Source organism: Cedecea neteri, assembly GCF_000757825.1.
Lineage (GTDB): Bacteria > Pseudomonadota > Gammaproteobacteria > Enterobacterales > Enterobacteriaceae > Cedecea > Cedecea selenatireducens.
On the sequence record NZ_CP009451.1, the window covers coordinates 1999962 to 2017008 of the forward strand.

16 protein-coding genes are annotated in these 17047 nt (G+C 57.2%); 9 read left to right on the forward strand and 7 right to left on the reverse strand.

Annotated elements, in window-relative coordinates; translation table 11 throughout:
• Positions 1–37 precede the first annotated feature (37 nt).
• Both JT31_RS09125 and JT31_RS09130 read right to left on the reverse strand, forming a co-directional pair.
• On the reverse strand, positions 38–1384 hold the full coding sequence (locus JT31_RS09125; protein WP_038475824.1) for a PTS sugar transporter subunit IIC: 1347 nt from the start codon (positions 1382–1384) through the stop codon (positions 38–40).
• Between the two features lie 13 nt (positions 1385–1397).
• Complete coding sequence (locus JT31_RS09130; protein WP_038475827.1) at positions 1398–1703, reverse strand: PTS sugar transporter subunit IIB; 306 nt, start codon at positions 1701–1703, stop codon at positions 1398–1400.
• A 210-nt stretch (positions 1704–1913) separates the two neighbouring features.
• Here JT31_RS09130 and JT31_RS09135 point away from each other — a divergent pair, with 210 nt between their 5' ends.
• The 6 genes from JT31_RS09135 (at position 1914) to JT31_RS09160 (ending at position 5425) form a co-directional block, all read left to right on the forward strand.
• The gene (locus tag JT31_RS09135) at positions 1914–2372 is read left to right on the forward strand and encodes a YbaK/EbsC family protein (protein ID WP_038475830.1); all 459 of its coding nucleotides are present in this window, start codon (positions 1914–1916) and stop codon (positions 2370–2372) included.
• Positions 2373–2481: 109 nt separating this feature from the next.
• Positions 2482–3258, forward strand: a complete 777-nt coding sequence (locus tag JT31_RS09140) for a threonine/serine ThrE exporter family protein (protein ID WP_038475833.1) — start codon at positions 2482–2484, stop codon at positions 3256–3258.
• Complete coding sequence (locus JT31_RS09145; protein WP_038475836.1) at positions 3249–3722, forward strand: threonine/serine exporter; 474 nt, start codon at positions 3249–3251, stop codon at positions 3720–3722. Before JT31_RS09140 ends, JT31_RS09145 begins: the two co-directional genes overlap by 10 nt.
• 72 nt (positions 3723–3794) lie before the next feature.
• A complete protein-coding gene (locus JT31_RS09150) occupies positions 3795–4241 on the forward strand; it encodes a MarR family winged helix-turn-helix transcriptional regulator (RefSeq protein ID WP_038475839.1) in 447 nt (148 codons plus the stop codon).
• Between the two features lie 95 nt (positions 4242–4336).
• Positions 4337–4765 (forward strand): organic hydroperoxide resistance protein, encoded by a 429-nt coding sequence (locus JT31_RS09155; protein WP_038475842.1) that lies wholly within the window; start codon positions 4337–4339, stop codon positions 4763–4765.
• A 150-nt stretch (positions 4766–4915) separates the two neighbouring features.
• Positions 4916–5425 carry a DUF2501 domain-containing protein gene (locus JT31_RS09160; RefSeq protein ID WP_038475845.1) on the forward strand — a complete coding sequence of 170 codons (510 nt, stop codon included), beginning with the start codon at positions 4916–4918 and terminating at the stop codon, positions 5423–5425.
• Positions 5426–5465: 40 nt separating this feature from the next.
• On the opposite strand, the gene JT31_RS09165 is transcribed toward JT31_RS09160, so the two are convergent.
• Positions 5466–6206, reverse strand: coding sequence for a CDP-diacylglycerol diphosphatase (locus JT31_RS09165; protein ID WP_038475849.1), 741 nt, complete (start codon positions 6204–6206; stop codon positions 5466–5468).
• Positions 6207–6226: 20 nt separating this feature from the next.
• Positions 6227–7153: a LysR family transcriptional regulator gene (locus JT31_RS09170; protein ID WP_038475852.1), complete on the reverse strand. Its 927-nt coding sequence runs from the start codon at positions 7151–7153 to the stop codon at positions 6227–6229.
• A gap of 135 nt (positions 7154–7288) precedes the next feature.
• Here JT31_RS09170 and JT31_RS09175 point away from each other — a divergent pair, with 135 nt between their 5' ends.
• Positions 7289–9076 carry an adenine deaminase gene (locus tag JT31_RS09175; protein WP_038475855.1) on the forward strand — a complete coding sequence of 596 codons (1788 nt, stop codon included), beginning with the start codon at positions 7289–7291 and terminating at the stop codon, positions 9074–9076.
• A gap of 16 nt (positions 9077–9092) precedes the next feature.
• Positions 9093–10436 (forward strand): NCS2 family permease, encoded by a 1344-nt coding sequence (locus JT31_RS09180; RefSeq protein WP_038475859.1) that lies wholly within the window; start codon positions 9093–9095, stop codon positions 10434–10436.
• 48 nt (positions 10437–10484) lie between these two features.
• Here the strand turns inward: JT31_RS09180 and hldE are convergent, their stop codons facing one another.
• Genes hldE through JT31_RS09195 form a run of 3 tightly spaced genes read right to left on the reverse strand, consistent with a single transcriptional unit; the run spans position 10485 to position 16142 of the window.
• Positions 10485–11912, reverse strand: a complete 1428-nt coding sequence (hldE, locus tag JT31_RS09185; protein ID WP_038475862.1) for a bifunctional D-glycero-beta-D-manno-heptose-7-phosphate kinase/D-glycero-beta-D-manno-heptose 1-phosphate adenylyltransferase HldE — start codon at positions 11910–11912, stop codon at positions 10485–10487.
• Positions 11913–11961: 49 nt separating this feature from the next.
• Positions 11962–14820, reverse strand: a complete 2859-nt coding sequence (gene glnE / locus JT31_RS09190; protein ID WP_162473296.1) for a bifunctional [glutamate--ammonia ligase]-adenylyl-L-tyrosine phosphorylase/[glutamate--ammonia-ligase] adenylyltransferase — start codon at positions 14818–14820, stop codon at positions 11962–11964.
• Between the two features lie 23 nt (positions 14821–14843).
• Positions 14844–16142, reverse strand: a complete 1299-nt coding sequence (locus tag JT31_RS09195) for an inorganic triphosphatase (protein ID WP_038475865.1) — start codon at positions 16140–16142, stop codon at positions 14844–14846.
• Between the two features lie 235 nt (positions 16143–16377).
• Between JT31_RS09195 and JT31_RS09200 the strand changes: the two genes are divergently transcribed.
• The gene (locus JT31_RS09200) at positions 16378–16998 is read left to right on the forward strand and encodes a TIGR04211 family SH3 domain-containing protein (protein ID WP_038475868.1); all 621 of its coding nucleotides are present in this window, start codon (positions 16378–16380) and stop codon (positions 16996–16998) included.
• Positions 16999–17047 lie beyond the last annotated feature (49 nt).

Sequence of the window (17047 nt, forward strand, 5' to 3'; positions counted from 1 at the left end):
CGGGTTTCCCCGCCGTTCGTTCTCTCTATCTAAGCTATTAAGCCAGCTGTTGGTTTCCTTCCTCGCTCGCTCTTTGCGCCTCTTCTTTCTCCTGTTCCAGCAGCTGCTTCTCGTACACTTTGAAGAACGGGAAGTAGATGATCGACGATACGCAGGCCAGCAGAATCACCAGAATCGCCGCACGGAAGTCCCAGCCCAGCGCCCAGGCAGCGCCGATAGGTGCCGGTGCCGTCCACGGCACAACGGAAATTACGCGGCCAATCAGATCCAGCTTCATCGCGCCCCAGGCCAGCACGGCGTTAACCATTGGCGCCAGCAGGAACGGAATGAAGAACACCGGGTTCATCACAATCGGTGTCCCGAAGATAACCGGCTCGTTAATGTTAAAGCAGGTTGGCACGATGCTAAGCCGGCCAATAGAGCGCAGGTGAGCAGATTTACTGCGCAGATAGCAGACAACCAGGCCCATCGTCGCCCCGGAACCACCGACCACGATAAAGAAGGTCCAGAACGCTTCCATAAAGATATGCGGCAGCGGTGCACCGGCGGCCAGTGCGCCCTGGTTCAGGCCCAGGTTAGTCAGCCAGAACATCTGCAGCATCCCGGAGACAATCGCCGCCCCGTGGATTCCCGCGAACCACAGCAGGTGGGCAATCAGCACCGCCAGCAGAATCGCAGGCAGGGAATCCGCAGCCGACACCAGCGGTTTAAACAGCGCCATAATGGCCTGAGGGATCAGCATATCGAACTGGGACTGGATAAACAGGCTCAGCGGATACAGCGTCAGCACAACCACCAGCACCGGGATCAGCAGGTCAAAAGAGTTTTTGATCATCGGCGGCACCTGGTCCGGCAGCTTAATGCCGATGTTGTGTGCCTTCAGGAAACGCATCATCTCTACGCAGTAAATCGCCACCAGAATCGCGGTGAAGATCCCGGTACCGCCGAGGCTATCCACCGGCAGCGTCCCTTTGGTTTTCGGGGCTGCAACCACAAGGAAGGCCATCAGCGACAGCATGGCGCACATGAAGGGATCAAGCCCGTGCGATTTGACGTAATGTTTGCCCAGGTTGTAGGCAATCGCCGCACAAATGTAGATAGACATAATGCCCATCGTCATATCAAACGGCGTCAGGATTTGCCCCTCGAACTGCTTCGCCAAATCGAGCCAGGCGCGAGCAAAACCCCAGGTTGTGGTGGGCGAAAACGGCGGATAAGCAAAGACCAGCAGGAACGATCCGACAATCATGAACGGCATCGCGGAAATAAAGCCGTCGCGAATGGCCATGACGTGACGCTGTGAGGAAATACGCCCGGCAACAGGGCTGACGTAGTTTTCAACAAAGCGGAAAATTAAATTAAATGCAGCGTGGTTGGAAGACATATTGGCTCTCCTGTCAGGCTATCAACGCGAGTGCGTCGGCGAGAATTCTGTCGCCGCGCATCATTCCGTAATCCATAGAGTTAATGACCGTGACCGGGATCCGTTTGGGAGCGGCCTGAGCCTTAAAATCTTCCAGACGGTATTTGATCTGCGGACCGAGTAAACAGCAATCAAATTCAGGCAAAGCATCCGTGAACTCTTCGATACCCACCGCCTTAATCTCAACCTCAATCTGTTGATCCTGGGCGGCCTGTTTCATCCTGTTCACGACCATACTGGTAGACATACCAGCGGCACAGCATAAAAGGATACGTTTCATAGACGACTCTTATTATTAGGTACAGGGGTGGTTACGGGATTCAGTATTCCTCGCGGAATTTATTACTGCAACCGGTTACTGCAACCGGTTTCATTGATTGTGAAGGAGATCCAGAAATTTCTGACAAGGCGGGTATGAGATAAGTATAAGCGGTTTACAGAAAGCACAAGCTTATGCGAAATTATTTGCCACCTGGATCAGGAGAAAATCATGAGTTTGCAGTCCGTGCGGCAATTCTTCGCCGATCATGCCCCAGATATAGATATCATCGAGCTAAACCAAAGCACCGCCACCGTCGCGCTTGCCGCTGCGGCCCACAATGTTGCCCCCGGGCAAATAGCCAAAACGCTCTCATTAAAAGTCAAAAACGACATTATTCTGATCGTCGCGAAAGGCGATGCTCGTCTTGATAATAAGAAACTTAAAGAAGCTTTTGGCGCTAAAGCGCGCATGCTCAGCAGCGATGAAGTAGTGAACTGGACCGGGCATCCGGTCGGCGGCGTTTGCCCGTTTGGGCTAGAAAACCCGCTGGCGGTATTCTGCGACATTTCGCTGCGCCAGTACGATGAAGTATTGCCCGCCGCAGGCGCTATCCACAGCGCCGTCCGCATCTCCCCTGAACGTATGGCCGAATTAACTCAGGCTAAATGGGTGGACGTCTGCCTGTAATTGCGGCTTAAGTGACTCAAAGCTTGATCTGACGCGACTAATGAAGCGATGCGCTCATGTTAAATGAATAAACGTTAAGCGCATTTCATTCTCTTTCGTCAGGATAAGTATGCAGCCAGATGTTGTTCCCCAACGGGACGTCACTCGTTTATGTATTCAGTGTGCACTCTTTTTGCTGCAGCACGGGGCAGAAAGCGCGCTGGTAGAAGAGCTTTCAACCCGCCTCGGCAAAGCGCTGGGCATGGACAGCGTGGAAAGCTCAATCTCCGCTAACGCCATTGTGCTCAGCACCATCAAAGACAACCAATGCCTGACGACCACGCGTAAAAATGTCGATCGCGGGATCAATATGCATGTTGTGACCGAAGTGCAGCACATCGTGATCCTCGCCGAACACAAACTGCTCGATGCAGGGGACGTTCATAAGCGCTTCGAACACATCAAACCGCTGCGCTACCCGCGCTGGATGGTGATGCTGATGGTCGGTCTTTCCTGCGGCTGCTTCTGCAAACTGAATAACGGCGGCTGGGACGGCGCGCTGGTCACCTTTATTGCCAGCTCGCTGGCGATGTATGTACGCCAGCTGCTCACGCATCGCCAGCTTCACCCACAGATAAACTTCTGCATCACCGCGTTTGTCGCCACCAGCGTCTCCGGGCTGCTGATCGCCAAGGGCCCGTTTGCCGCCACCTCCAACATTGCGATGGCCGCAAGCGTACTGCTGCTGGTTCCCGGCTTCCCGCTGATTAACGCCGTAGCCGATATGTTCAAAGGCCACGTCAACACCGGCCTGGCCCGCTGGGCGATGGCCAGCCTGCTCACGCTTGCCACCTGCATCGGCGTGGTGATGGCGATGTCGGTATGGGGGCTGCGAGGATGGGCATAATCGAATTTATTCTGGCTTTGCTTCAGGATATGGCGCTGTCCGCCGTGCCGGCGGCAGGTTTTGCGCTGGTGTTTAACGTACCCCAGCGCGCCCTGCCCTACTGCGCCCTGCTCGGCGGCATCGGCCACGGTTCGCGTATGGCGATGATGAGCGCAGGCCTGAACATCGAATGGAGCACTTTTCTGGCTTCGATTCTGGTCGGCATCATTGGTATTCAGTGGTCACGCTGGTATCTTGCTCATCCAAAAGTTTTCACCGTTGCGGCCGTTATTCCCATGTTCCCAGGGATCTACGCCTACACCGCCATGATCTCGGCGGTAAAATTGACACACTTCGGCTACAGCGATCCGCTGATGATCCAGCTGGTGACTAATTTTCTGAAGGCTTCGTTTATCGTAGGCGCGCTGTCGATTGGCCTCTCGCTGCCGGGGCTTTGGCTGTATCGCAAAAAACCTCGGGTCTGATGATGAGCGGGCAGAGAAGCCGCCGCAAAATAAAACTTGCTATTTAATAGCGCACTATTTATATTGAGAACCATGAAGAAGACATCGACCGAAACGAACGCCCTGCTGCTGGACAACCAGCTTTGCTTCGCGCTCTACTCCGCCAACCTGGCGGTGAACAAGCTCTACCGCCAGCTGCTCGCGCCGCTGCAGCTTACCTATCCGCAATATCTGGTGATGCTGGTGCTGTGGGAGCAGGACGATGTCACGGTGTCGCAAATTGGCGAGCGTCTGTTTTTAGACTCGGCCACCCTGACTCCGCTGCTGAAACGCCTGGAAAACGCGGGGCTGCTGTTACGTCAGCGTTCACGCGAAGATGAGCGCCAGGTAGCCGTGACGCTGACCCAGGATGGGAAAGCGCTGCAGGAAAAAGCGCTGGGTATTCCAGATTCCGTCCGCTGTGCTTCGGCCTGCAGCGTGGACAGCATGCTGGCGCTCAAAACACAGCTGGAAACCTTGCGCAGTAATTTAAATACGTAATAATTAACCGTCGATATTGTCGGCGGTTTTTAAAACACCATATAAATCGCACGCTATTTTATAGCGTAAATGCAATGTAAGATGAGGAACCTGCCATGTCTTTAGAAAAAGTCGTTTATACCGCAAAAGCCAAAGCTACCGGTGGCCGTGAAGGCCGCGCAACCTCTTCCGACGGCGTGCTGGACGTCAAGCTGGGCCTGCCAAAAGAGATGGGCGGCGCGGGTGGCGAAGTCACTAACCCTGAGCAGCTATTCGCCGCAGGCTATTCTGCCTGCTTCCTGGGCGCGATGAAGTTCGTCTCCGGCCGTGACAAAATCTCCATGCCGTCTGAAGCTTTCATTGAAGGTGAAGTCGGCATCGGGCCACTGCCGACCGGTTTCGGCATCGAAGCTAAGCTGAACATCCACCTGCCTGGTATGGACGCTGCCGAAGCGAAAAAACTGGTCGACGCAGCACACATCGTTTGCCCTTACTCCAACGCGACCCGCGGCAACATCGACGTGACCCTGAACATCATCAACTGATGTGAACTGATGTAACGAGCCGGGGAAACCCGGCTTTTTCACCTGAATCCCCGGTTTAAGACAACTCTCAATCCCCCTGCTTGCGGCCAAAGCGCTATACTCTCGCCTGAAATCTCCTGCACTGCAGGCAAACAAAGCGAGTATCACAAGATGAAAGCAAGGAATAAAACTCTCTGCGCCATGGCTCTGGCAGCGGCCTTTTTCACCGGCGAGGCAACTGCTGCAAGCTGGCAGGATCAGCTTTCCAGTGCCGCAAGCGAGCTGAGCAAAAGCAACGGCACGACCGCCAGCAACGGCGCTCAAAGTGGCGGTCTTTCTCTCTCTTCATTGACCAGCCTGCTTAACGGCAACAGCAAGTCACTTAGCTCAAGCACGATGACCAATGCGGCCGGCGTAATGGAATACTGCGCGAAGAATAAACTGGCTTCCGTCACCAATACCGACAATATCAAAAACCAGCTGATGACTAAGCTGGGGCTGGAAAGCAGCACCAAGCCTGCCGACAAGCAGGACTACAACCAGGGTCTGATGGGCCTGCTGAATACGGCCAACGGCCAGAAGCTGGATCTGAACAGCATCGGCAACTCGCCGCTAGCCGAAAAAGTGAAAACTAAAGCCTGCGACCTGGTACTCAAACAGGGCATGAATTACCTGTCGTAACGGCAGCAAAGAAACGGCCTCTCGAAGAGGCCGTTTTTATTTAGTTTGCCAGCGAGCAGCTGTAGTCCAGCATCTCTTCCGCCGAACCCTGATTCCCGCCCAGCAGCTGGCGAGGATTGGCTAACAGCACCACATCCCCTTTCGCTGTCACCACGCGCGCCAGGCCAAAGTTCTCCATTTCGTCATCCTGCGCCTTCACATACTCCGCCAGCACGGTAAACGGATTAGCATCTGCAGGGACTTTTATTGCCAGATATTTATGCCCGAGGATCTCCGCGCCAAACGGCTGCCACTGGGTACCCACTTTATCGGCAAGCTGGTTAATGGACTGGTACACCTCAGGACGCAGGCAGGAGAGATGAATATGTAGCTGGTTCTGGGAGCGCCCGTAGCGGGAATTGATTGCCAGCACTAAATCGTCATCTCGCACCGCTTTTGTGGTTTCATCCAGCAGGAAATGGCGGTTATCCCACGCGTCCTGGAAATAGTTTGGCGCGCCGTTTTCGAGAATTTTCGGGCTTTCAATGCCGGTAATTTTGTCCGTCGGCATCAGCAGAGTATGCAGCGGGCCTTTCGCATCTTTGAACACCAGGTAGCGCTGCGCCAGGTCGACCTTCAGGCAAGGCGCCGGTGAGTTATTCTGCTGCTGGTTAGGAATGCACTGCTGGCTGATGATATTCCAGAGAGCATCACTGTGGCGATGCAGCAGCCACAGGCGGATTGCGACGGCGGCCAGCAGCAAAATCAGCAGCACAACCACCACGCGCAGGATCTTTTTCATGTCAGGTTTTCCTTGTGAAATCAGGGTGCTTTTCGTTGTTGTAATACGCGAACAATAAGCTGGAAGCAGGCTTCAATTTGCGGCGCAAACGGTTCGGTGCTTCGCATCAGCGCCACGGTGCGGCTGAGCGAAGGCTGCTGCAAATGAATCACTTTCAGCTCGGGGTCTTGCAAAAAGGTGGTGTAAAGCTGCGGCAAAATCGCCACCGCCAGCTGCGAGCGCACCAGCCCGTAAAGCGTTTCAATAAAATCGACCTGATAGCGTGCATTTAGCGTCAGCCGCTGGCTTTCGGCCATTGCCGCCACCAGCCGGCTGATATTGCCTTTTGAAAATACGGCGATGTCCCGCTTCACCAGGCTCCGCCACGGCGCATGGCTGGATTCTGCCAGAGGATCGTGACAGTTGACTACCGCCACAAAGGGATCCTCCTGCAGCGGATGGATTTCCAGCGTTTTAGGCACCGAACTGTCCAGCGCGCCCAGGCCAAAGTCCAGCTGACCGCTTTCCAGTTGGGCTATCAGCGCATCGTTGGTGCGATCGTGAAACTCTACGCGCAGGCGAGGAAAAGCTTCGGCGATCAATTGGGGAATATCGGGGAACAGCAGGCTACCTACCGACGGTACCAGGCCTATGCGAAGCGTGCCGTCGCCTCCGTCCTGCACAATACGCTGCATATCGTCAAAGGAGCGCTGCGCAACGTTGAGCACGCGTTCGGCATGAGGCAGCAGCGCCGCGCCTAAGTCCGTTAACGTCACTGCGGCCGCGGTACGATTTACCAGCTTGCCGCCCAGTACGGACTCAATCTGCCGTAGCGCGCTGCTCAGCGCGGGTTGACTGATCGCCAGCCGGCTGGCGGTATCGGTGAAATGACGAAGTTTCGCCAGCGTCACAAAATACTGGATCTGTTTTAACGAGAGTGCGGGAAGGCGCTGCCAGGGTTCAGCCATTGGGGTATCAGGGTTGCCAGGTAAACGTTTGCCACAGGATAAACGTTTCTTATCGGCTGATAAATTAAATCATCTGGGCAAAGCGTATTCCCCTGCCTAGAGTAGCCGCCAGAGCCTCTTTTTTGGAACCCTGCCATGACCTCTGCTGATTTACGACGCCGGGCGGTAAAAGCCGCCCTCGGTGAAGCGCCTTTCGACCTGCTGCTCATTAATGGCAGAGTCGTTGATATGGCAACCGGAGAAACACGTGAAGCCGATGTCGGTATAGTTGGCACGCTTATCGCCAGCGTACATCCTCGCGGCAGCCGCGAAGATGCCGCCCAGACCCACGATCTTGCCGGCAATTACCTCAGCCCAGGGCTGATGGATACCCACGTTCACGTTGAAAGTTCCCACCTGCCGCCCGCCCGCTATGCCGAAATCGTCGTTGCCCAGGGCACCACAACTATTTTTTGGGATCCGCACGAGCTGGCGAACGTGCTCGGCATTGAGGGCGTACGCTACGCCGTTGACGCCAGCCGCAACCTGCCGCTGCGCGTGATCTGCGCGGCGCCGTCCAGCGTGCCTTCAACGCCGGGGCTGGAGATGTCCGGCGCAGATTTTGCCGGGAAAGAGATGGAAACCCTGCTCTCCTGGCCTGAAGTGGCAGGCGTAGCCGAAGTGATGGATATGCACGGCGTGCTCAACGGCAGCGAGAGAATGCTGGAAATTCTTAACGCTGGCCTGGAGAGCGGCAAGCTGATTGAAGGGCATGCGCGGGGCCTCAGCGGCGCTGGACTGCAGGCCTACCTGGCGGCTGGCGTAACGTCCGACCATGAACTGACCTCCGCGGCAGATGCGCTGGAAAAACTGCGCGCCGGGCTGACTTTGGAAATTCGTGGTTCACACCCGTATCTGCTGCCGGAGATCGTCGCCGCGCTGAACGGCCTGCCGCATCTTTCCTCACAGGTCACCGTCTGCACCGATGACGTGCCGCCGGACATGCTGCTGGCAAAAGGCGGTATCGTGGCGCTGCTTAACCTGCTGATTGAGCACGGCATGAAGGCCACGGATGCTTTGCGCCTGGCCACGCTTAACGCCTCGCTGCGTCTGCAGCGTCCGGATCTCGGCCTGATTGCCGCAGGGCGCACCGCCGATCTGGTGGTGTTTGATTCACTGGAAAAACTGAGCGCCAAAACCGTTTACGTTGCCGGGAAGCTTGTAGCCGAACAGGGGAAAATGCTGGAGCCCGTCGCGGCGCCGTCTATCGTTCCTCCGCGAGATACCGTTCAGCTGCAGCCGCTAAACCCAAACGATTTTGTACTCAAAGTGCCGGTCAACAATGGCCGCGCACGCCTGCGCCACATCAAGGGCGCTCGCTTCACCCAATGGAGCGAAGTCGAGGTAGAAGTCCGGCACGGTGAAGTCCAGCTGCCAGAAGGTTTCAGCCTGATTTGGGTTCAGCATCGTCACGGCCGCCACGAGGCAAAACCTCAGCTGGCGCTGCTCGAAGGCTGGGGAGAACTTCGCGGGGCCATTGCCACAACCTATTCGCACGACTCGCACAATCTGGTGGTGCTGGGCAGAGATCCGCACGATATGGCGCTGGCCGCCAACGAGCTTATCGCCTGCGGGGGCGGGATGGCGCTGAGCCAAAACGGGCAGATGCTGGCGAAGGTAGAAATGCCGATTGCCGGAATGCTCTCCGATCTTCCCACCGCCGAGCTGGCGCAGCAGTTTGCTCAATTACGCGAATTGAGCAATAAAGTCGCCGACTGGGAGCCGCCGTACCGCGTGTTCAAGGCTATCGAAGGCACCTGCCTCGCCTGTAACGCCGGGCCACATTTGACCGATCTGGGCCTGACGGATGGCAGCACTCGCCAGATTGTCGACCCGCTTATTGAATGCCACGAACATCCGGCAGACGCACACACAACACATTAATCCGGAGAGCCAAATAATGGCCGAAAATTCAGTGTCTCAGGCCGCCAGTGAAAGCTGGCTGGAGCGGCGATTCCAGCTCCGCAGCCGCCAAAGCAAAGTGAAAACCGAATGCCTCGCGGGCGTGACCGGCTTTCTCGCTGCAGCTTATCTTTTAGTGGTTATCCCCGGCCTGCTTGCCGTAGGCGGCATGGATAAAGGCGCGGCAACTACCGGGACGATCATCGCCTTCGTCATCGGCACCCTGCTGATGGCGTTTTACGGCAACCTGCCGTTTATTGTCGGGCCAGGTATCGGCGGCTCGGTGCTGGTGGGCGTTACGCTCGCCGGGAGCGAGCATATTGGCTGGCAGATTGGCCTCGGCATCGCCTGCTGGTCAGGCATTCTGTTCTTTGCGCTTACCCGCCTCGGCCTGCGCGAGGTCGTTACGCGCTCGGTGCCGCAGTCGATAAAGCTCGGGCTTACGGCCTCCATCGGGCTGTTCGTCGCGGTGCTGGGCTTCCGTAACGCTGGCCTGGTGCTGGCAAACGCGAAAACCAACGCTCTGGCGCTCGGCGACTTTACCTCTGCTGGCGCGATGGTTGCGCTGTGCGGCCTGTTCCTGGCGATTGCCCTTCAGGCTCGCCGCATACCGGGCGCCATTTTGTGGGCTATCCTGTTTGCCACGCTGGTCGGCATTCCGCTGGGCGTCACCCATCTGCCGCAAAGCTTTATCGCTATGCCGCACTCGCTGGCACCGGTCTTGGGCCACGTTGATATGCTCGGCGCGCTGAACATCGCCTTCCTGCCGTTCCTGTTTGTGTTCTTTGCTTCAGAGTTTTTCTCCACCATGGGCACCACGCTGGCGGTGGGCGGCGAAGCCGGGCTGCTGGACGAACATGGCAACATGCAGCACATCAACCGTCCGTTTATGGTGGACTCCATTGCCGCAGCGCTGGGCCCGTGGGTCGGTATTCCGGCCGCCACCGCGCTGATTGAGTCTTCGGCGGCGGCAGAAGCTGGCGGTAAAACCGGCCTGACCGCGCTGGCGGCGGCGGTGATGTTCCTGCTGATGCTGCTGTTTACGCCGATTGCACTGATGATCCCTAAAGAAGCGACTGCACCCGCGCTGATCCTTATCGGCCTGAACATGTTCAGCGGCCTGCGCAAAGTGGATCTGGGGAACTTTACCGACGGCCTGCCGGTACTGATGATGGTGATGATCACGCTTATCGCCAACAGCTTCGGTACCGGGATCGCCGGTGGCCTGCTGTTCTACATCATCATTAAAGTGATTGCCGGTAAGTGGCGTGAAATTCCGGTGGGGCTGTACCTGCTGGCGATTCCGCTGGTCTATTACTTCGCCACGTTAGTGAAGCACTAGAAACAAAAATGCCCTCTTACGAGGGCATTTTTCTCCAGGCGGCTGGATTTAGCCGTTGGTCTGGATCTTCTTGATGATATTGGTGGTAGAGCAGCCATCTTCAAAGTTCAGCACCATCACTTCCCCGCCGTTGGCCCAAACTTCTTTGCTGCCGGCAATCTGTTCTGGTTTGTAGTCGCCGCCCTTCACTAAACGATCCGGCAGGACCTCACCAATCAGGCGCTGCGGCGTGTCTTCTTCAAACAGCACAACCCAGTCCACGGCTTCCAGCGCCGCCAGCACGATCATGCGCTGATCCTGCGGGTTGACCGGGCGAGTTTCGCCTTTCAGGCGTTTGGTAGAAGCATCGCTGTTCACCGCCACAATCAAACGGTCACCCAGCTTGCGGGCGTTCGCCAGGTAAGATACGTGGCCCGCATGCAGAATATCGAACACGCCGTTGGTCATCACTACACGCTCACCGCGCTTGCGCGCAGCGGCGACGGCAACTTTCAGCTCGGCTTCAGTCATTACGCCAAAGCCCGTTTCTGCGCGACCACGTACCGCGTTTTCCAGCTCGACCGGAGAAACGGTTGACGTTCCCAGCTTGCCAACGACCACGCCCGCCGCAGCGTTGGCGAAGTAGCAAGCTTCTTCCAGAGAGTTTCCCGCCGCAAGCGTCGCCGCCAGCACGCCGATCACCGTATCACCGGCCCCGGTCACGTCGTAGACTTCCTGCGCCTGGGTTGGCAGATGGAATGGCTCAATGCCCGGCTGCAGCAGCGTCATGCCCTGCTCGGAACGCGTCACCAGCAGCGCCGACAGTTCATAGTCGGCAATCAGCTTCATGCCTCGTTCCACCAGCTCGGCTTCGGTTTTGCATTTGCCGACCACGGCCTCGAACTCGGAAAGATTCGGGGTCAGCAGCGTGGCACCACGGTAACGCTCAAAGTCCGTACCTTTCGGGTCGATCAGCACCGGCACTTTGGCTTCACGCGCGAGGCGAATCATCTGTTGCACGGTTGCCAACGCGCCTTTGGCGTAGTCGGAAAGCACCAGCGCGCCAATCTGCGGCAGCGCCTGGCTGATACGCTCGTGCAAGGGTTCTGGATCTACGCCCTCAAACCCTTCTTCAAAGTCGAGGCGAATCAGCTGCTGGTTACGGGAAAGCACGCGCAGCTTGGTAATCGTTGGGTGAGTCGGGACGGACACGAAGTCGCACTTCACGTTGACGCCGGCCAGGCTTTGGCTGAGCGCACGAGCCGCATCGTCAATACCGGTCAGGCCGACCAGGCGAGAATTAGCGCCAAGCGAAGCAATGTTCATCGCCACGTTAGCCGCACCGCCAGGGCGTTCTTCAATGGTATCCACCTTCACCACCGGCACCGGGGCTTCCGGCGAGATACGGCTGGTTGGGCCGTACCAGTAGCGATCCAGCATCACATCACCAACCACCATGACGCCTGCACGGCTGTATTCGGGCAGCGTTACTTTCATTCCTGACTCTCCAGCGAGGGATAAAATTTTGCGCGGGATGATAACATAATTACGCCCCGGCGTGCGTTTGCGGCTCGCCAAGCCAGGTTTGCCAGCTGCGGCGCACCTGCTCACGTTCTTCAACGAAAGCGTCCAGCGCAACGTTCCCAGGCAATTCCTGTAACGCCAGATGGTGCAATTCATCGCGCAGCGTGACATAGGCGTGGGTCAGAGCTTTGGCCTCGCTTTCGTCCATAATGTCGTTCTGCGCCATCAGCTCCAGAATGCGGACGTTATCAGACCAGCGGGTAAGCTTCGGCGCTTCGCTGGCATAGCGCAGCACCAGATATTGCGTAATAAATTCGATGTCAGTGATACCGCCTTCATCGGCTTTAATATCAAAACGATCGCGGTGTTTATTGCCCAGATGCGCGCGCATTTTTTCACGCATCTCGCGCACTTCAACCTGCAGCGCCTGCCCTTCTCGTGGCGTGCAAAGGATCTCGCGACGAATGGCATCAAACTGGCGGTTAAGCGCCGGGTCACCGTAAACAACGCGGGCCCGGACCAGCGCCTGATGCTCCCAGGTCCAGGCTTCATTTTTCTGATAATCGGCAAAGGATTCTGCCGTAGTCACCAGCATTCCTGCCGCACCGGATGGCCTGAGACGAGCATCGACTTCGTACAGAATACCGGTCGAGGTTCGCGTGCTGAACAGGTGCATAATGCGCTGGGCAAGGCGCAGGTAGAACTGGCGACCATCGATTTCCCGCTCGCCGTCCGTCATGACTTCCATCGGGCAATCGTGCAGGAAGACCAAATCCAGATCGGAACTGTAGCCCAGTTCCCAGCCGCCCAGTTTTCCGTATCCCAGCACGGCAAAGCCACGGCCTTCTCTGTCCTGCAGATGCCGGGGCTGACCGTAGCGCGCCACCATTTGCGTCCAGGCTCGCTGAACCACCGCATCCAGAATAGCCTCGGCAAGCCAGGTCAAATGGTCGCTAACCTTCATGACCGGCAAGGTTCCGGCGATATCGGCTGCCGCCACACGCAGCATCTGGGCCTGTTTGAACTGGCGTAACGCTTCGAGCTGCTGCTCTTCGTCTTCGTCCGGCACTCGCAGCAGGTACTGACGGAGTTCGTCGCGATAAGCATCCATTGCCGTTGGCTGGTACAGCGTGTTGGGATCGAGCAATTCATCAAGCAGCAGCGGGTAGCTGGCAAGCTGCGCGGCAATCATCGGCGAGGCCGCACAGAGTGTGATCAGGTGCTTGAGCGCGCCGGGGAATTCGCTGAGCAGCTCCAGATAGGTCGTGCGGGTGAGAATGCCAAACAGCAACGGCGTTAAGCGGGAAAACGTCAACGGCGCGTCGGCCCGGGAACAGACTTCGCTCAGCAGGTGCGGCAGCAGCTGATCCAGCACCTGGCGGCCACGTGGGCCAATAGTGCGCTTGTCGATCTCCTGACGGAAATGGCTAACTTGCTTGAGTAATTCGGCCCGTGCCTCAGCAGTTAAATGACTTAGCACCGCCGTATTTTCATCGGCGTCCAGGGCGTCAATCCACAGTTCACGCCATGCCTCAGAGACTTTATCCTCCCCGGCTTCGGGCTCATCGTCGCCAATCAGGTCATTAAAGACCTGGCGCACGTCGTTCATATGCAGCAGCAGCGTCTGCTGAAGCGCATTCCAGTCTGCGGCCTGCATCGCCCAGGCCAGGCGAGCGCGATTAAGATCGTCCCCCGGCAAGGTTTGCGTCTGCTCGTCGTTGATACTTTGCAGCAGGTTTTCCAGCCGACGCAAATAGAGGTAGGCCGCGCGGAGTTTCTGCGCATCCTCTTCCGGGAGCAAATGAAGCTGCTGGATGGCGTCGAGGGTAGGCAGCAGAGAGCGGGACTGCAGCGCAGGCTCTCGCCCGCCGCGGATGAGCTGGAAGACCTGAACGATAAACTCGATTTCACGGATACCGCCCGCCCCGAGCTTAATATTGTCCGTCAGCCCCCGGCGGCGCACTTCGCGGGCAATCATGCCCTTCATGTTACGCAGGGACTGGATCACGCTAAAGTCGATGTAGCGGCGGAATACGAACGGCCGCAGCGTGTTGCGCAGCTCCTGGCTCCACACGTCGTCGTTGTCACCCATAATGCGCGCTTTCACCATTGCATAGCGCTCCCAGTCGCGCCCCTGCTCCTGGTAATAATCTTCCAGCGCGGCAAAGCTGAGCACCAGCGGGCCGCTGTCGCCAAACGGACGCAGGCGCATATCCACGCGGTAAACAAAACCGTCCTGCGTAGGCTGGTCGAGGACTTTAATCAGGCGCTGCCCCATGCGGGTAAAGAACTGGGCGTTATCGAGCTCGCGCCTCCCGCCCTGGGTTGAACCGTTCTCCGGCCAGGCAAAAATCAGGTCGATATCGGAAGAGAAATTCAGTTCGCCACCGCCGAGCTTGCCCATGCCGAGGATCAGCAGCGGCTGAGGCTCTCCGGCTGCGTTACAGGGCGTGCCCCACTCGCGACAGCAGGCAGCATAGAGCCAGTCGCGGGCGGCCACGATAAGCGTTTCAGCCAGCACGCTGAGCTGTTGCAGCGTGCTTTGGGTATCCACCTGCTCCAGCGCCTGCACCCAGGCAATGCGCACCATAATGCGGCGACGGAAAAAACGCAGCGCTTTCATTAATGCCGCTTCGTCGTGTACATCCTGCAAGTCATGCTGCAGCCAGGCGGCATAATGTTGCCATTCGTCAGCCTTCGGCGCGTCCTGCTGCAACGTTTGCAGCCAGGCGGGATACGCCACCACGCTGTCACCAACAAAATCACTTATCGCCAGCACCGCGCGAGCTTCGTCGCTCAGTGTCAGGGAGTCAATCTCTTGCGGCAGGCGCGGCAAAAACGCCTGCAGGTGCTGCTGTAATAAAGGAGTCAGCGACATCATGGTGGGTATCCGTTGCCAGTCTATTATTTCCCGCTATGCAGCCAGAATGGCGCCTGCGAGATCGCTTCGTTTCGGTAATGCTCTATTTCGATGCGCTGGCGGGTAACGATGGCGTGGCGCAGTCCCTGCCAGTTTTCCAGCCATGGCTGAGTTTGCGCATCGCTGTATACCCCGGCCAGCAGGCGAATAGAATCCGTCTCACGCGCCAGGCGTGGCAGCTGGTCAGCATAGCTGTCTCCCAGCGGGCGCTGGAAGGTCTCTTTCAGCTCGGCCGCGTGGCGGGAAAGGTGAGTATCGGCAAAACGCTTGAAGGAGCCATCCAGCTTAGCGCGCGCTTTTTCATCAACAAACGCCTGCCACTGGCGCTCCACCAGCCAGCGGGTTAACGCCAGTTTGGCGCTGCTTGCCTGCGCGCTGTACACCATTGCCTCGGCTTTTTCATCGTCGGCAAAGCGGGTTTCAAGCGCAATCAGTTGCTCACGCAAGTGAGTGCTCGCTTTTCTTGGGATGATGCCGCCGAAAAGCGCCAGCGCATGACGCACCAGGCCCACGGCATCAATCACCTGCTGTCTGGCCGCTTTCACGCCGCTAAGCCACAGCTCTTCATGGTAGAGCCAGTGAGCGAGCGCCAGCTCCAGGGAACCTTCCAGACCTTGTTCAACGGTGGCTTTAGCTGGTGGGTAGAGCACGCCCAGCGGCTTCACTTCGCGCACCGCATTGCCTTGAGCCAGGTGATAACCGCGCGCCGCTTTGCTCAGGCTGCCCTGACGCAGGCCAGGCTCAGTGACCAGGCTTTCCGCCAGGGCCAGCAGGTCTGACGTTTCACCGGCTAACAGTTCAAGTTCGAGTTCGCAGATCGGCGTCTGGTGCTCCCCGGCTTTCACTTCACCGAGATCCAGCGCCAGCTCAATACGGCTCGCACCGTGAGTAACCACCCACTTTTCACGCGCAAAGTCGGTGCTGAACAGCGGCTTAACCTCGGCCTGCAGCGCCGCCACGTCCAGCCCTTCGGGCCACACTTCCGCCGGCAGCAAAGCGAGATCCAGTTCGGGCTTGCTTAGCTCTACGTTATATTCAGGGCGCTGATGCAGCCCGCCGGTCACGCGTCCGGCGATTTTCATCGTCATTTCATAGCGCCCGGCATCCCCACGAATGCGCAGCCCCATGTCGTGGCGACGCAGCTGGTTATCCGCTGTTTCATAATAGATATTGAGCAACTGCCGTGGATCGCTGTGCTCGCCTGGCAGGGCATTCAACTTGTCGCGCAGCGCGTCGAGCGCAGCAGGGTTAACGATGAATTTGAGTTCGATTTCCTGAGCCATGTCTTCTTTACTTTTGTTTACGTCACACCAGGCAACATCCTGGCGAACTAAATAGCGTCGATTAGGTCTGTAATAGTACGACAAAATACCCCTTCGGGTAGCGAATTTGCGGTAGTGCAGGAACGCCTGGTGGTGAAATTGACATCAGGATGATTCTCATTCAGGTTTACGGATTGCACCGTCAGACTGTTGCCACTACTATCGTTCCACACTTTATGAAAATAACGACGAAATAATGCAGAAATTACGCCTGATTTGCCTCACTTTGCTGTCCCTTAGCGTTTCCGTCGTGGCTCATGCCGAAGAAAAACGTTATGTCTCTGATGAATTGAACACCTGGGTCCGCAGTGGCCCGGGCGATAACTACCGCCTGGTTGGCACCGTCAACGCAGGGGAACAAGTCACGCTGCTGCAAAGCAATGAAGAAACGAAATACGGCCAGGTACGCGACAGCAACGGGCGCACTTCCTGGATCCCGCTTGCTCAGCTGAGCACCAATCCAAGCCTGCGTACCCGCGTACCCGATCTGGAAAACCAGGTCAAAACGCTGACCGACAAGCTGAATAACATCGACACAACCTGGAACCAGCGTACCGCTGAAATGCAGCAGAAGGTTGCCCAGAGCGACACCGTGATTAACGGCCTGAAGGACGAGAATCAGCAGCTTAAAAACCAGCTAATCGTCGCCAAGAAAAAGGTGGATGCCGCCAACGTCCAGCTTGACGATAAACAGCGCGCCATCATCATGCAGTGGTTTATGTACGGCGGCGGTGTGGCTGGGTTTGGCCTGCTGATTGGCCTGCTGCTTCCGCACATGATCCCAAGCCGTAAGAAGAAAGACCGCTGGATGAACTAACGGCGACACATTAGCCGTTGCTTCCCCCTCGCATCTACACTTACCATTC

What these genes read in the sequence shown, in the direction of transcription:
- JT31_RS09125 (WP_038475824.1), bottom strand. Translation starts at nt 1,384, where the DNA reads ATGTCTTCCAACCACGCTGCATTTAATTTAATTTTCCGCTTTGTTGAA.
- JT31_RS09130 (WP_038475827.1), bottom strand. Translation starts at nt 1,703, where the DNA reads ATGAAACGTATCCTTTTATGCTGTGCCGCTGGTATGTCTACCAGTATG.
- JT31_RS09135 (WP_038475830.1), top strand. Translation starts at nt 1,914, where the DNA reads ATGAGTTTGCAGTCCGTGCGGCAATTCTTCGCCGATCATGCCCCAGAT.
- JT31_RS09140 (WP_038475833.1), top strand. Translation starts at nt 2,482, where the DNA reads ATGCAGCCAGATGTTGTTCCCCAACGGGACGTCACTCGTTTATGTATT.
- JT31_RS09145 (WP_038475836.1), top strand. Translation starts at nt 3,249, where the DNA reads ATGGGCATAATCGAATTTATTCTGGCTTTGCTTCAGGATATGGCGCTG.
- JT31_RS09150 (WP_038475839.1), top strand. Translation starts at nt 3,795, where the DNA reads ATGAAGAAGACATCGACCGAAACGAACGCCCTGCTGCTGGACAACCAG.
- JT31_RS09155 (WP_038475842.1), top strand. Translation starts at nt 4,337, where the DNA reads ATGTCTTTAGAAAAAGTCGTTTATACCGCAAAAGCCAAAGCTACCGGT.
- JT31_RS09160 (WP_038475845.1), top strand. Translation starts at nt 4,916, where the DNA reads ATGAAAGCAAGGAATAAAACTCTCTGCGCCATGGCTCTGGCAGCGGCC.
- JT31_RS09165 (WP_038475849.1), bottom strand. Translation starts at nt 6,206, where the DNA reads ATGAAAAAGATCCTGCGCGTGGTGGTTGTGCTGCTGATTTTGCTGCTG.
- JT31_RS09170 (WP_038475852.1), bottom strand. Translation starts at nt 7,153, where the DNA reads ATGGCTGAACCCTGGCAGCGCCTTCCCGCACTCTCGTTAAAACAGATC.
- JT31_RS09175 (WP_038475855.1), top strand. Translation starts at nt 7,289, where the DNA reads ATGACCTCTGCTGATTTACGACGCCGGGCGGTAAAAGCCGCCCTCGGT.
- JT31_RS09180 (WP_038475859.1), top strand. Translation starts at nt 9,093, where the DNA reads ATGGCCGAAAATTCAGTGTCTCAGGCCGCCAGTGAAAGCTGGCTGGAG.
- hldE (WP_038475862.1), bottom strand. Translation starts at nt 11,912, where the DNA reads ATGAAAGTAACGCTGCCCGAATACAGCCGTGCAGGCGTCATGGTGGTT.
- glnE (WP_162473296.1), bottom strand. Translation starts at nt 14,820, where the DNA reads ATGATGTCGCTGACTCCTTTATTACAGCAGCACCTGCAGGCGTTTTTG.
- JT31_RS09195 (WP_038475865.1), bottom strand. Translation starts at nt 16,142, where the DNA reads ATGGCTCAGGAAATCGAACTCAAATTCATCGTTAACCCTGCTGCGCTC.
- JT31_RS09200 (WP_038475868.1), top strand. Translation starts at nt 16,378, where the DNA reads ATGCAGAAATTACGCCTGATTTGCCTCACTTTGCTGTCCCTTAGCGTT.